At 37.6% G+C, this 15,574-nt stretch carries 12 protein-coding genes; 6 read left to right on the top strand and 6 right to left on the bottom strand.

The genetic code is table 11. From position 1 onward, the window contains the following. The 3 genes from IPH66_17070 to IPH66_17060 all read left to right on the top strand — a co-directional run bounded on the left by IPH66_17070 (position 1) and on the right by IPH66_17060 (position 1,879). Positions 1–783, top strand: a complete 783-nt coding sequence (locus IPH66_17070; protein ID MBK7131055.1) for an ABC transporter permease subunit — start codon at positions 1–3, stop codon at positions 781–783. 78 nt (positions 784–861) lie between these two features. Continuing rightward, on the top strand, positions 862–1,290 hold the full coding sequence (locus tag IPH66_17065; protein ID MBK7131054.1) for a RidA family protein: 429 nt from the start codon (positions 862–864) through the stop codon (positions 1,288–1,290). 10 nt (positions 1,291–1,300) lie between these two features. Then, positions 1,301–1,879: a DUF2892 domain-containing protein gene (locus IPH66_17060; protein ID MBK7131053.1), complete on the top strand. Its 579-nt coding sequence runs from the start codon at positions 1,301–1,303 to the stop codon at positions 1,877–1,879. An 18-nt stretch (positions 1,880–1,897) separates the two neighbouring features. Here the strand turns inward: IPH66_17060 and IPH66_17055 are convergent, their stop codons facing one another. Next, positions 1,898–2,626, bottom strand: a complete 729-nt coding sequence (locus tag IPH66_17055; GenBank protein ID MBK7131052.1) for a hypothetical protein — start codon at positions 2,624–2,626, stop codon at positions 1,898–1,900. A 187-nt stretch (positions 2,627–2,813) separates the two neighbouring features. Between IPH66_17055 and IPH66_17050 the strand changes: the two genes are divergently transcribed. Beyond that, on the top strand, positions 2,814–4,346 hold the full coding sequence (locus IPH66_17050) for a PAS domain S-box protein (GenBank protein MBK7131051.1): 1,533 nt from the start codon (positions 2,814–2,816) through the stop codon (positions 4,344–4,346). A 28-nt stretch (positions 4,347–4,374) separates the two neighbouring features. On the opposite strand, the gene IPH66_17045 is transcribed toward IPH66_17050, so the two are convergent. Continuing rightward, positions 4,375–5,124 carry a CHAT domain-containing protein gene (locus tag IPH66_17045; protein ID MBK7131050.1) on the bottom strand — a complete coding sequence of 250 codons (750 nt, stop codon included), beginning with the start codon at positions 5,122–5,124 and terminating at the stop codon, positions 4,375–4,377. A 467-nt stretch (positions 5,125–5,591) separates the two neighbouring features. Then, on the bottom strand, positions 5,592–7,802 hold the full coding sequence (locus IPH66_17040; protein MBK7131049.1) for a tetratricopeptide repeat protein: 2,211 nt from the start codon (positions 7,800–7,802) through the stop codon (positions 5,592–5,594). A 142-nt stretch (positions 7,803–7,944) separates the two neighbouring features. On the opposite strand from IPH66_17040, the gene IPH66_17035 reads away from it, so the two are divergent. Continuing rightward, positions 7,945–10,629, top strand: a complete 2,685-nt coding sequence (locus tag IPH66_17035) for a hypothetical protein (protein ID MBK7131048.1) — start codon at positions 7,945–7,947, stop codon at positions 10,627–10,629. 18 nt (positions 10,630–10,647) lie between these two features. Here the strand turns inward: IPH66_17035 and IPH66_17030 are convergent, their stop codons facing one another. After that, a complete protein-coding gene (locus tag IPH66_17030; protein ID MBK7131047.1) occupies positions 10,648–11,763 on the bottom strand; it encodes a hypothetical protein in 1,116 nt (371 codons plus the stop codon). Between the two features lie 168 nt (positions 11,764–11,931). On the opposite strand from IPH66_17030, the gene IPH66_17025 reads away from it, so the two are divergent. Next, positions 11,932–12,138, top strand: coding sequence for a hypothetical protein (locus IPH66_17025; GenBank protein MBK7131046.1), 207 nt, complete (start codon positions 11,932–11,934; stop codon positions 12,136–12,138). Between the two features lie 231 nt (positions 12,139–12,369). On the opposite strand, the gene IPH66_17020 is transcribed toward IPH66_17025, so the two are convergent. Then, positions 12,370–12,708: a gliding motility-associated C-terminal domain-containing protein gene (locus tag IPH66_17020; protein MBK7131045.1), complete on the bottom strand. Its 339-nt coding sequence runs from the start codon at positions 12,706–12,708 to the stop codon at positions 12,370–12,372. 39 nt (positions 12,709–12,747) lie between these two features. Beyond that, complete coding sequence (locus tag IPH66_17015) at positions 12,748–15,570, bottom strand: prolyl oligopeptidase family serine peptidase (GenBank protein ID MBK7131044.1); 2,823 nt, start codon at positions 15,568–15,570, stop codon at positions 12,748–12,750. Between the last annotated feature and the right edge of the window lie 4 nt (positions 15,571–15,574).

The raw sequence follows: 15,574 nt of genomic DNA, 5'->3' as shown, positions 1-15,574 counted from the left end.
ATGCTGAAAATATTAAAATACAGTTTCTTTGATGTACTGCGTAGCCGGTGGATGATTTTATATTTTTTATTCTTCTTTTTGTCTGCTGTTATTCTTTTAAACTTCACTTCTGATTTACCCAAGGCAGTTGGCAGTTTGATGAATTTAACCATCACCATTGTGCCGCTCATCAGCACGGTGTTTGGTGTTATGTATTATTATAGCTCTAAAGATTTTGCTGAATTGTTGTTGTGTCAGCCCATCAAACGTTCACAGGTTTTTCTGGGACAATATCTGGGTTTGAGTATTTCATTGGTGATAAGTTTCATGGCGGGCACATCCATTCCCTTTGCTATGTACGGTGCATTTGTGTCAGATTATATTTGGGATTACGGTATTCTGGTGATTTGCGGCGTGATGCTATCATTCATTTTTACTGCCCTGGCATACTATATTTCTATTTTAAATGAAGACAGAATTAAAGGATTTGGAATTGCCATTTTAGTTTGGTTGATACTATCTGTGGTTTATGACGGGTTACTCTTGTATGTTTTTGTTATATTCAATGAATACCCGCTTGAAAATGCGGCGGTGGTATTAACTATGATTAACCCAGTGGACTTGTCAAGGGTAATGATTTTGCTCAAGCTTGATATTTCAGCTATGATGGGCTATACCGGCGCGGTATTTCAGCAGGTGTTTGGCTCATTCAACGGCATTTTATTGTCGTTTTTTATGCTGGTGATTTGGGCGGCACTGCCCGTATTGGCCTTTGTTAGACGCGCAAAACGGAAAGATTTTTAACTTATCCGTTTACTGCCAATCACAAGGAATGAAGGCAGATGATTTTTCAAATCGTATATTTGCAGAAAACTTTACAGCATGTCTGACAAAATCAGCACATCTAATGCTCCAAAGCCGGTTGGCTTGTATCCTCATGCGCGCAAAGCAGGCAACTTGTTATTTTTATCAGGGGTTGGTCCGCGTGTTGCCGGATCTGATGCGAATGATTCCGGGGTTCCGGGTCTTGAACTTGACCACAACGGAAATTTTAAGTCGTTTGATTTTGAAGCGCAGTGCCGTTCTGTTTTTGACAACGTGAAAACTATTCTGGAGGCTTCAGGTTCATCATGGGATAAATTAGTTGATGTCACCGTTTTTTTGGTAAACATGAAACGTGATTTTGTTGTCTATAACCGGGTGTACGCTGAATATTTCAAAGACAATCAACCATGCCGTACAACGGTTGAAATAAATTCTCTGCCAACACCAATAGCTATTGAATTAAAATGTATTGCCACACTTGATTAAATATTAAACCATGATTGCACTTCTTTTAAAATTAGTACTCAGCCTTTCATCTTTAGCCTACACTGTGTATTTATTTGCTACCGGACATTGGGGATGGGGCATTGTTTTCATTTTTGTATCTGCCCTATTCATTCTATTTATTTTCAGAAATGAGCGCATTATACTTGCAATAAATCAATTGCGCTTGCAGAACATTGATAAGGCGGTTGTTCATCTTAATAAAATCAAACAGCCACAGTTTTTGCTGCGTCGTCAGCGGGCCTATTATTTTTATTTGTGCGGCACAACAGGCGCAGGAGGTGCAAGTACGCTGGGACAAAAAGAATCATTATTTAGAAAAGCACTCTCTATTGGACTTAAGCGTGACACAGACAAAGCAATGGCTAAAATGCACCTTGCAGCAATTTGCATGAGCACCGGCAGACGCAATGAAGCCGACAATTTATTGGTTGAAGCAAAAAAATTAGATAAAGACGGCTTGTTGTCTGAGCATTTAAAATCTTTGAAAAAACAAATGGGTAAAACCACTTCTGCCAATCAAATCAGACAAGCGCAAATGATGAAAGGGCGCGGCGGTAAAATGAGATAAGCACTGATTCTTTTTCTCTCAAGACAAAGCATTTCCGGTTGCAACACAAATATCAAGTCCTTGCACCATCCACTCTATACCTGAGGTTTTATTGTGTCCCCATGATGGAATGATTGATGGATTGTTGAGCTCAAGTGTAATGGTAGAATTATTAGCGCGCAAATCAGGATAAATCCATGCTGACATCAGTTGTTTTAGTTCAGCTGAATTAAGCAGTTTGTTTGCCCCTTCTGCGCTGCCATAAAGTGTTCCCTTTTTATGAAGCGGATCAGCGTTGATGTCTAATTTAGAATCTTCAGGTATTCTGCCATTCACCCGGTTATTCCAAAACTCATCATTATTCAGAAAAAAATTGCCGGTTTGAAAAAGCGTAACATCAGGATATGAAACCCCGTTTTTTTCAAGCCAAATTTTAAGCGTGGGATATACAGTGGTGTTGCCATGCATGTTTTCTTTGTACTTGGTATCAAAAACCATGTCTGTCACTCCGTCAAAAATTTTTGCTTTATTGTATGCAATGTTTTTTTCTACTCTTGCTTGATATCCTTTATAGGTGCCGGTAAATTGTTGACCGTTCCACTTTAACCCGGTGCGATTTTCAAAATCACGAATCATGTTGTCAGCGGTTTGTTGCCCACGCTGTTTAGCTTTTTTAATTTGACGGGGAATAACAAGAATCATAATTAAAACAAAAAGCACACCTACTCCAATTCCGATGTACATGCCAAGCATGGGGTTTCCGTTCATAGCGAATAATTTGATTATCTAAGATATCATTTTTTTCTAAAAGCGCAAGAATTTATCTTATCGCTTGATAGACATCCTCCTGAAGCGCCTTTTACCAACGGCTTTATTGTTCCATGTAAATTTCTGTTCATTTATTTTTCCTGCCCAACTAATTTGCACATAAGATTCTCACTAAATTTATTGCATCATGGAAAACATAGAAAGCTCATTGAACGGTATATCAGCTGAAGCGTGTCATTCACTGCTTTCTGCCATTAGCGCCGGCATGATGATTAGTGTGACTGATGAGCGCGGTAAAATTACTTGGGTGAATGATTTGTTTGCCTACTACAGCGGTTATGCCCGGCATGATTTGATTGGAAAAACGCACGCACTGCTTAAATCAGGGCAACACCCAAAAGATTATTTCATTGCTATGTGGCAAACAATAAGCTCAGGCAGAACGTGGCGTGGTGAAATTTGCAACCGCAATGCAAACGGAGAACTGTATTGGATTCAATCTACCATTAGCCCTGTTATTCAGCAACGAGATCAGAAGTTACAGTTTATTGCATTATCAACACCAATTACGGAGCGCAAAGAAGAAGAGACTAAAACAATTGCATCTCAAAAATTTGTAGAGAACATATTAAAATATTTACCCCTTGACATTTGTGTTTTTGACCGATTTGGAACGCCCTTATATGTAAATCCGTCAGCAAAATTGCGCATGGGTAATGAAGGGCACATGATGAGCGAATTGTCAATGGCAGGTGACACGCTCAAAAAAAGCATGCGTGAAAAAATGATCAAACGCACTACCATGTTCAGGGAGGCCCTCTCAGAGAATATAGAAGTTGAATGGGTTGAAGAATCAGTAGAGGCTGACGGAAAAAAAGTATTCATGCTACGCAAATTTTGTCCGGTGACTGATGTTGACAACAATGTGTACATTCTAAGTTATGAAACCGACATCACAGCAATTAAAGAATCTGAAATTGAAACCAGAAAAAATGAAGAGCGATTTACGCTTGCTCAGCAAATTGCTAAAATTGCTCACTGGGAGTATGATGTTGCTGCCAATAATTTTATTTGCTCAGAAGAACTTTATCGTATATATGAAATTGATAAGGCTGAAGGAATTGGATTAATGGACATTCTAATGACCCGTATTTGTCATGATGAGATTGATTTGGTGCGTGAATCATTCAGAAACGCCATAGCACATGGTGATGATTTTAAATTAGAAAATAAAATTTGTTTGCCTGATCAGCGTGAAAAGTTTTTATATACTGAAGCCGTTTGTGATCGTAATGAACAGGGCATTATATCAAAAGTATGGGGCACCACACATGATATTACGGATAGAAAAATTGCTGATATACTGGTTAACTCAGCCATGCAACAATTGAAGTCACTGGCTGAAGACATGAATGATGCGTTTATAGTAGATGATGTTGAGGGCAGAATCATTTATGCCAACAATAAATTTTTTCAACTTTTTGGATTCAGTCAAGATGAATTGCATAACCTGCAAATGACAGATTATGTTTCACCTGAAGATAGAGTTGGACTTGTAAACAGACATGAACAAAGAATAAAAGGAATTGAAGTGTCACAAGAATTTGAATATACCGGCATCAAAAAGAACGGAGAAAAAATTCGGCTGCGCGTAAAAGTAAAGCCGGTTTACCAAAACAAACACATCATTGGCACACAATCACTCATTCAGGCGATTTAGTTTCCTACTCACTCAAGTTTGATTGCGCTCACTCAATCAACACAAAGGCAGCCCAATAATAAGGATCATATTTTTCACTCATGCTTTTTTGTGTTGCATGAAAAGCTTGTCTGATGTTTTTTAATTGCATGAGGTTAGCGTAGAATTGCATCATAAACTCGGCTGTTTCAGCATCAGGTACTTGCCATAGACTCATGATGAGAAAACGAGCGCCCGCCATTTTGAATGCGCGTTGTAGGCCGTAAACTCCTTCGCTGCCACGTATGTCTCCAAGTCCCGTTTCACAGGCTGAAAGAACAACCAAATCAGTATTGCGCAAATTTAATGTTGCCACCTCTTGCGCAGTTAATACACCATCTTCTCCTTCTTCAAAAAAGCTTCGGTTCCACATATCATTGGCTCCTGCCAGCGCAATGCCTGAACGCATTAAAGGGTTTCTGTTGCTCACAAAATTCCATATACCGTAACCAGATGCGCCACCTCTAAAGTCAGGGTTGTCTTCTTTCTCTTCATGATAGGTTTGCTTTTGCACTAATTCAGGATCAGGATAAAAAAAGCCATGAGAAGCAATGTGAATCATTTTACTTTCTGATGCATGGTTTTTGAAATTTTCTTCTGAAGCATTTTCTTGGCTAAAATAATTCAGTTTGAATAGGTTGTTTAATTGGGCATGAATTGAATCTGTTTCAATCAATGAACCGGGCAGATAATTCCACAATCGAGTAGACGGCTCCGCCAGAATCGTCTGACGGAGTTCGCCTCTCACACCACCGTACATGCGGGTCTCGCATACGGCGGTTCGTAAGTCATCAGATAAAATGCTCTTTACACCATTCTATCTTATTCGGATACTTTAATCAGGAGCTATGTCGAAACATTCTCAAGTTTATTTCCGAAAACTTACGTTCAGTCCTTCCTTCTTTGTGAGACCATCTGTGTTTTCCAATTTTCGCACAGCTCGTTGCTAAAGTACTATGACCTCTGCTGACTTCTTCATCGCTAACTCGTAGCATTGAAGACCTCCCCGGTAAGAGCGTGTTCCTTCCGTCAATTCCTGTTACATCTACTAATTAAAATTTCTTGTGTTCTTTGGACTTCACAATGGTGTGCTGCCATCCATTTTAATTAGCCTCTTATGTACTTCATGTTCTTCAGTACCAACTTTTGCAGTCTCGCTTCCTTCAGTGCTGAGATCACTCTCAACCACCTTGCGACTTGCTAAATTTTGGAACGTTACTTCCGCAATTAAGGAACTTTCATCCTCTGGAAACTTTTCACCCACCGTTTGCTTTTCTGAAATTTAATTTGCAATTTTAAACTTTTTGAATAGCTTGCGGCGGGTGCGCTACCGCTCATGCGGGGCGCACACACATGCTGCGTTTTGTCTGTGCTATATTTTACGCCTCCAAAAAGAGTCACGGTTCCGCTGGTTTCAAATTGATAGTTATCTGATGTCGCTATTTGTGCTGTGCTGCTAAGCGGCACCAGATTATACTTGTCACATAAAAAGCGGTTCTGCTCATCAGCCAATGCGTACAATGAAATTTTGTGAATGAGTCCAGATGCTGATATGAACAGCGTATTTGCATCAAGCAGAAATTGCTCAAGTGGTTTCCAAATTAATTGATACAAAGTTTGATTTGGTTTTTGTTTTGTGCCATACAAATTTTGTACATACGTCAAATTATTTGTTTGTACCAAACCAAGCGTTTTTTCAAGTTCTTGACTTGAACAAATACTTACCATTTCAGGGTAAACAGAATTGGGTGTAATAATCATAGCTGCATAATGAATAGCGGTGTCATTCATGTTCAGCGGGTTGAAATGTACAAACTCAATTGCAGCTTCACCGGGTTTTAAATGGGTTTGAATATCTTTCCAATCAACATCATCAGCTGCATGATATTCACTAAAAGCAGCAGATTTTTTTATTAATTCTTGCTCAAGTTCATTTGCTGATTTTTCTAAATTTTCATATTCAGATCCCTTAGCGTAAGCATTAGCAATTTCTTGTTTCAAGGCAATCCATTTTGTATAGGTTTCTATCAAGTTGGCATTACCACTTCCATGAATTGCGTCACGCATGGCAGTGGCCGACTTAAGTAGCAGCCCTTTCAATACAAGCGCATTGTTGTAAGCCAATTCGGTAATTGAAGGATGCTCATTTTTTCTCAATTCTGCAAATGCGTATAAATCCATGAAATCATCCACCATGGTATTGAAGTACAATTCTTTTTTCTGTTCAGGGAGAATGACAAAGTTGACATTCACATCATGCATCCGCATGGCAATTATTTCTGATATTTCACTTTCCGCTGCTTCAAAATTACCTTGAATTACATGTGTATCAAATAGGCTTTTTAATGCTATCCTTTTTTCATTTACCAAACCAATTTGCTGTGAAAGCACAAGGCTTTTATTGAAATATGAAATCGCTTTTTTGAATTTCAGCTGTGCTAAATACACCATGCCAATATTTTGTAGGTTTCCGGCAACAGCCCGTTTACTTCCAATTTCATGATTGAGAATTAGTCCCTTTTTGTAGTACTTGAGCGCCTCTTTATAATTGCCTTCATCATAATAGATCAGTCCAAGTTGAGTATACGAAATGGCTTCTCCCTGTTTGTCTCCTATTTGTATTTTTATCGCTAAACTGCGTTGAAAATAATTCATTGCCCCCTCTTTATTACCAAAATAATACTCAATAAACCCAAGGTTGTTAAGTGCAGATGAAATACCCGGAATATAATTCACCTCTTCATAATACAATAAACTTCTTTTCAATTCATCATACGCGTTTAGATAGTCACCATGCTCCATGTAAACTGAGCCAATGCTGGTCAGCGACGCCGCCATGCCAATGGAGTAATTAAGCTGCTCTCGCAAGACCAATGCCTGCCTATAGAAGTCAAGCGCAATGGCTGATTCTCCTCTGGCTAAATATACATTGCCTATATTGTCCAGCGCATTAGAAATGCCAATTGAATCCCCAATTTCAGTATAAATATTTTTGCACTCAGTATAGAATGAAAGACATTTCTCATAATCAGCCGCCACATAATAGTTCCAGCCAATATAATACATTGAACCGGCAAGCGCTTGTAACATGAGGGTGCGCACTGAATCAGTTTGTGGTTCTTTTAATTTTTCTGACGTGAATTCATACACCCAATAATTATATTTTGGCCAAACATTTTCATCCCAACAAAGTTTCACAATATTGTTTACCGCATTAATGCGGTCTATATCGGTTTCAGCATTATGATAATAGGATAAGCTGTTGTTGATGAGTTGCTGGTACTCGGGCAATATGTTGTCATACTCCAATGAGTCAACCAAATAATAATTGACATCAGCAAATTTTTGTCCCCACACTTGAAGGGATAAAAAAAAGATTCCGATTTTTAGACAACGGGTCATGATCAAAGATAAGAGAAAAACAGAAGGTGTTTGCACAGTATTTTTTATATGCAGATGAGCATGTATAAAATTGGTTGTAAAACGGAGTTTATTATATACATTGCAATACAAATGCGCTCATTAAATGAGAAATAATAATACAAATCATCCACTCAATTGCTAATTTCGCTGATCAACAATGAAATTACCTGTGTGCATTCTGCTATTGTTTTGTGAGTTTGTTGTTCACTCACAACGACAAGACAATGTTGATGCAAGAAATTTTGATTATGTCTACCTTGAACATTTGATCAAAACAGGAGTGGATGAGGTAAGGAAAAATCACGGATGTGAGCCTTTGATTAATGACTCAATTTTATATGTAGCTTCATCATTTCATGCTCAATACATGGTGCGCACCGGCATGTTGTCGCACACAGAAGATCAGTCTGATTCAACAAAAAACCCACAAGACAGAGTCAATTATTTTGGTGCAACAAACTACAGAGTTGGTGAGAATATTTTATTCACGCCCTACAATCGCTTGGTGCGTGGCAAAGACGGGAGTGAATTTGATACCCGGTCGTATCAAGGTCTCGCTGATGCCATGGTAAACGCATGGGTAAATTCTCCAGGGCATTTTAAGAATATTATTACTCCTTCGTATCAACTGACAGGGTTAGCCATTAGTTTAGACACATTAAACAAAAGGGTATTTGCTTGTCAGAAATTTGCTATCGCGGATTATCAATATTCATTCACTGAAAACAAAACGATGTTCCCGTATTCTGACTATTCACCAAAAAAATTGGTAGACAGTTTTAACCACATAGAAAGAATACTACTTGAAGACTATGAGTATGAATTTGATTTACGACATGATAAACCTGAAAACTGTTACACATGCAACCTGTCAGCTAATGACAGACCATTTATAACGCTTCGGATAGAAAACAACAACTTCATTTTGCGAATAGAGGACGCTAATTATGTAAAAAATCTTTTGAATAAACGATTTGATGGTTTTGCAGTTGAGATAGTAAGCTTTGATGATTACATGTGCGGTAATCCGGCATATTATACAAAACCCAGCAGAAGAAATGGACAAACAATGCTCAACGGATATATCATCAAGCCTCTGTTTAAAAAAGATCTTTATAAAGGTTTTAAAAAACGAAAAGTAAAAAGGGATGTGCGATTTCTTTCCTATATATTTCAAGCAGATTCTGTTGATTTTTTTAACCGGTTTGGTAAGTACAAGTTGGAGCGCTATAGCCATGAATATTTTGAGGTTTCACTTGGTAGGGTTCCTCGCAATATTCATGGTTATTGGGCACATAATTTAATTTATATTCAGAACGAACAAATATGTCGGTTTGATGTTTTTACCGGTTATTGTGGTGAAATTATTCAAGACTATCAACCTACTGATTTTATTCCGGCTTCAGCTGATGATCATTGTTATATACAACCCGAATCTCGATCACTTCATTTTTCAATTCCGTTTGAAAAAGGGAAATATGAGTTCACCAGACAAGACATTGAACCTTTCATACAATCGCTTGATGAGATAGCTTATTCCCTTGATTCGGTTCATATTCATGCATACTCTTCCATTGAAGGTGATTCTATAACAAATTATCGGCTTCAGATTAAACGGGCTGAAAGTATTATGAGTGTTCTACTTCAAAATCAAGAACAAATAGCACGTGTTAGAGTGACCACCTCAACTGATTGGAAAGGATTTTATAAGGCCGTTTCAAACAGCTCAAAATGGAAGTATTTAAGTTCTATGTCTCAGTCTGAAGTGTTGTCTGAATTAACTAAAATTGGATTTGACGCAATAGAAGATATCCTGAAAATGGAAAGGCGAGGTGAAATTGATTTATATTGTTCCATTCATCCAACCGACGAAAACCTGGAGTATTTTATTGCCAAGGAAATAAAAATAATCAATCATGGAATTGACTCATTAACAAAAGCAAAACGCAGTGTCACGAATTATCTTGAAGGGTTTTACTTTTTATACGAGTGCGTACATAGCAAAGTTGTGCAAGGAAAAATTGAACCAGAATTTTTAGCCACAATCAAAATGCCAGCCCAATACAAAGACAATCATCCATTAGTCCAGGCATACGTTTTATACGGACTTGAATTCAGTGAAGCCTTCAGTAAAAACAACCATTGGCAGGATAATTATTTAATAGATATCGAATACATTCATCAGAACTGCCAAGATCCAACGCATATTCTGCCTGAATTTTTATTTATTTTAATTCGTAACAGTATTGATTTCTACTTTAAAACCAACTCAGCAGATTTTGACAAGCTTCAATACTTACTCTCGTTACTTGAACAAATGGAACCATCATATCGGTCTGACCCCGCCGCCAAATTAAACATTGACAAACTAAATTTTAATTTGAATGTTTTGCTTTTAAATGCTGTTTTTGCAAAAGAACCAATGAAGTATAGTGGTAATGCAATAAAATCAATTGCACAGCTCTACAAATTTTATGAAAACTACAATCTTATGAATGGAAGCAAAGCAATTCAGCTTGGAAAAACGGCGGTTTATTTTCAGCAAATCTATCCGGCAATAGAATTGATGCAGCCTTTTGCTCATGACGATTCTGTAATGGCATATATACTTCCCTTGGGATATCAGCACATTTCAACTGATGGTTCACAGACTTGGTATAACGATGTGATACAGGCTGCTGAAGAAATGGATACAACGATATGGTGTAATATGTTTTTTGATGAATGTAAAATACCATTTCAAGCATTTGACTATGAACCCCTGAGAACGCTCTTTTGTGAAAGATGTATGGAGAAAAGTAATTTTATTCAAAATCTGCTTGGGAAAAAACAAATGAAATAGTACTTCAAAACTAAATCATCAATAATACTCAATAACCCGAGTAGTGCTAGTTGAGACCACTGCCATGCCCATCATCGTGACTGAAACAGTTGATTTGATCCAGTTGCCTCTATTGTCATATTCGTATTCTGTTTGAATTTTTTTCTCCCCGGGTTGACCAACGTAATCAATAGTCACTTCTTTAATCAGGTTTCCTTCTTCATCATATTCTCCCGTGCTGGTAGAAATTAATTCATCTTGTGCATAATACACTTTGGTTGATATCAGCTTGCGCTTTTCATTGTATTCATACACATACCTGTCAGAAAATTTTCCGGCTTCTTGAGCAGACATTTCTATCATATCGCCCCATTCGTTATAAACCATCTTTTGCACAACGGTATAGTCTCCGGTTGTCTCTTTTAAATAGATCAGCCTTTTATGTTCATCGTACTCGTAGTAATATTTATAGTCTTCTGATTCAACAGAAATCAGCAGGGAATCATTATATAAATATTTGATCGTGGTTTTTTCATTCAGAAATACGTCATTTATCTCTTCTCTTTCAAGAAAACCAAGTTCATTGAAAATTTGATGCCCATTTTTGGTCAACACACCTCGTTCATACATTTCCACCTTTGATTTTCCACTTGCGTCTTTTGGACTGTAAATAACCTGTTCAATTATCTTTCCGTCAGATTTTACTGTATACCCTAACATAAATCCTAACATGTCATAAACCGCTTGGTAATGAATAGTGTCTCCAAATTGTACGGTAGCATAATCAATCAATTGATGCATGGAATTATATTCAGCATAAATGCGCTTAGATACTTTTCCATACTTGTTGTAATGGCAGTAGTACGACATCCATCCAGCAGGTGTAAAATTCAAAACTTCAATACAAGTACTAGTGTCTGTTTTTGAAAAACTATTCACCTCTTCATCACAGGTCATTTTAACGGTGAGGGTTTTCACCGGTCCTTTTAATTGAAGCATTTCCAGATTATATATTTCCAGATTGTATTGCCCATTAGTTACTGTGCCAAAACCAAGCAGAAATAGTACAACCAACCAGTTAAACCCATAGGTTTGAAAAAATATCATGGAAAGAAAACGAACAATTCTACGACCTATAATTTCTACTGTTTGCATGCGTTCGGGTTAAACGTTGTTCTAATTACAAACATAAGATTTGTTAGCGACAAGACAATGCGCAAACGCAGCGGGTTACCGTAGGGGCGAATCGCATTCGCCCAAACACAAACGCGGAGGATTACCAACCTCATCAAAACCAATCACTATCTTTGAAAAGACTATCACATGGAAAGCACAGAAGAAACTGATTATGATTTAAACCTAGGGAAGTACAAACGTTTTGAAAAAAAGTTTCCCTGGATGTTCCTTATCAAAATTTTGGTAGGTGGATTTTTGGTTTGGTTAGTTTTTCAAATGATTCGCGAAGTTGAAAACAAACGACCTGCGCCTTCAACACAAGATGAAATAGAAATTATATTACCTGAAAATTAATTGGTAATAAAGGATATTCCACGGCCCCATAAAAGCAGCATCGCAACCTTTATTAAAAGGACTGAACTTACGGTAACCTACCAGCAAGACCAAAAACTTTTTTAATAATCCGAATTGCAATCAGGCCTGTTTAAAAAAATTGGTGATCTCAAACCCGTTTTCCCACACCAATCAACACTGAGTTAAATCAAGCATTTAGCGCAGAAAAACAAAACGTGAAAAAGTATTTAATCAGTATGATACCTGCAATGTTCCCTGACGCATTTCAGTTGAACCATCAGGCAGGGTTAACTCTACTAAAAGAAAATAAGTTCCGGCGCTGGCTTTTACTCCTGCATGGGTAAAACCGTCCCATGAACCGTGCAGACCGTAAAAAATATACATCACTTCTCCGTGGCGATTGTAAATGGTACAAGTAAGCGCATCATACCCAACACTAGAAATTCTGAAGTAATCATTAATGCCGTCATTGTCTGGTGTAAAAATATTAGGAATCTCAACACTGGTTTGAGAAAATCCACCCGAATTGAGGAGAGAAAAAAAACACCCTATGACAAGCAGTCGTTTCATTGATGATGACAAGTTACAAAAAAAACCACAATTAAACGATTAACGCGTTAAATTTTCTAGTTGTAGTCCGTAATTTTTTCCTTTTTCAATTGCCGGTACACCTTCAAACATCCATTCAGGCGCAGGCGCACCCAACAAGTAATAATCAAAAAACTGGCGCATGCGAATGCTTAAATCACGACGGTTTGCCTGTTGCATCAAATTATGTTCATCTCCGTTATAATTAAGTAACCACGCCGTTTTTCCCAGACGGCGGAGACCCATATACAACTCTATTCCCTGATACCACGGAACGGCTCCATCACCGTCATTACTCATAATTAATAATGGCGTTGTCACCTTAGGTAAACCAAACAAGGGTGAGTTCAACATGTATAAATCCGGTCGTTCCCAAATAGTATACCCAATTCTGCTTTGCGTTCTTTCATATTGAAACATCCGACTGTAACCACTACCCCATCTGATACCACCGTATGCTGAAAACATATTGCTTACCGGTGCACCCGCCATAGCTGCTTTGTAGCGATTGGTCATGGTGACTAATTGTGCGGTTTGATATCCGCCCCAGCTTTGACCTTGTAAGCCCATGCGAGTTGAATCAATCCAGTGGTATGTTCGCACCACATGGTCGGTTCCGCTCATGATGCAATCATACGCTGATTGTGCCGGATAACCCGGTAAATATTCAATGTCAGGGATAAAAATAATATACCCGTTACTTACATATTCAGTAGCGTATACAATTGATGCGGTTGGTTTTGGTGCATAATACAAATGCACATCATCTACATATTTTTCATAGAAGTACACGATCATGGGGTATGATTTTGTTGAATCAAAATCTTCAGGCTTGTATAATAATCCACGCAGTGGTTTGCCATTATAATTTGTCCATGAAATAATCTCAACCGTTCCCCAATTATATTCATTTTGTTGTGGGTTGATGTCAGAAATTTTTACAGGATTTTCAAAAACCGTATTCGTTAATTCTAAATCAGGGTACACCGTAAAATTCATGCGACGAAACAAAATTAAATCTGCTTCTTCTGCTTTCAAAATGGAGGTGTATTTATGATCAGATGATATGAGTTTCTTAAGTGAATATGTGTTGTCAGCACGCGTAATTTTATATACCGTTTCTTTTTTAGTGAGATCATTTATACCAATGACATAGTTGGCGTGAATATCGGTGTATAGGCTGTCAGAATCTAAACGATAATAATTTAATTTCTCTCTTGTATTTGCATTTTCACCCACTTGTAAACTAAAGTTTTTTGAGTTATCAGCCGGGCAGAAAAACCAGAGGTTAAATCGTGCGGCAATAATGGCATACTCATTACCATCAATCAAAGTCCAACCGGCAAAACCTTCTTCATCAGCAACAGAAGGTAATCCATTATTATCTGCTGCGAATAAATCTTCTGTTTTGTCTGAAAGATTTTGAATTTCTGAAGTGTTTACGTTTTTTGCGAACCAGGCAGAATCAATACTTGCATAATAGAGAATAAATTCACCTGCCGGAGACAAACTAACTGTGTTGGCATATCCTTTTAATTCATTTACAATGTTACCGCTGGTGCGATCAATTACAAAATAATCAGATTTCCATGGATATGCCCACGTTGCTTCACGCTGGTAAGCGCTGTCTGAACTACCAAGCAAATAAGGCGAATTCAGAAAAAGATCATTTCTGATTGTTGGAATTTTTTCAGAACCAAGTTGTACAAATTTTTCTTGCTCAAAATAATAAGCCGCTTTGTAATTCTTTTTCTGATCTGAACTAAGTTCAGTTAACTGCACAGGTTGAATTCTGTTATCATTAGGCCCCCAAATATCTACTTTTGCTTTCTCGGTTGATAACAAGCTGTCTTTTACATCAGCTAACTGAAGTGGTGCCGTGCCAAAAAATAATACTTCACCGTCTTTACTAAAGGCCGGTTTACCAAATTCACTCACGGTATAATTATCAGGCATGCCAACGGATGTTGAATCCACCAGACACGTCAAATTTTTTGTAGCATAATCAAAATAATAGAGGCTGAAATTTTTTGTCTTGTTGGTGTCTGCACTTGCTAAAATGGCAACTTGTTTTCCAGCTTCATCTTGCGTAAATGAATTGATGGCGTATTGATAATCCAGCAGCAACGTGGTCGTACTGTCTGCCACATTATAAAACCAGAGTGAGAGGGTGTCTTTTTTGCCCTTGTGGCTTTGGGTGTACAGCAAATAATCTCCATTTTTACTAATAAGATATCCGGTCACACAATCAAACTGTTTCTCATGTCCGTTTTGATAATTATAAAGTATCAACCGTGTTCCGGAGGTAGGATTTTTTACACAGGCATTTTTTGCTTTTTTCTTTTTCTTTTTCTCAGGCTCTTTTGGACAATCAGTTCGCGGATCTTTATGTGACAACCAGGCTAAATAGTTTCCCTCTTCAGCAAATTGAAATGATTTTACATCCGGAATTTTATACAATGAATCTAATAGCGGACGAAAAATAAACAAACTGTCTTTTGGTAATTTGTCCTTTGGCGTTTCAGCTAATTTCAATTTTCTAATGGTATCATATTCAGGCTCAACTAAAAAAACAAAGCACGTTTCATCTTTACTGAATTTTGGATTTTTTGCACGGCTAAATTCTTTTGCAAAAGAGTCAGCCGTTGATTTCAGATATAGCGTTGCATCTCCTTCAAGCGGAGCAGCATCATAGAACAAATACTTTCCTGATTTTGATAACTGATGCGTGCGTATTGTTTTCCATTCATCATAAGCATGGTAATCAATTTTCTTTTTTTCCTGACTCCAAAGTGAAGTAGAAAATAACAGAATAAACAGAAAAAGAAATGAATGTTTAGACATGATC

Source organism: Crocinitomicaceae bacterium, assembly GCA_016708105.1.
In the GTDB taxonomy this organism is placed as follows: domain Bacteria; phylum Bacteroidota; class Bacteroidia; order Flavobacteriales_D; family Crocinitomicaceae; genus JADJGJ01.
This window is presented reverse-complemented; position numbering and strand designations above follow the sequence as displayed.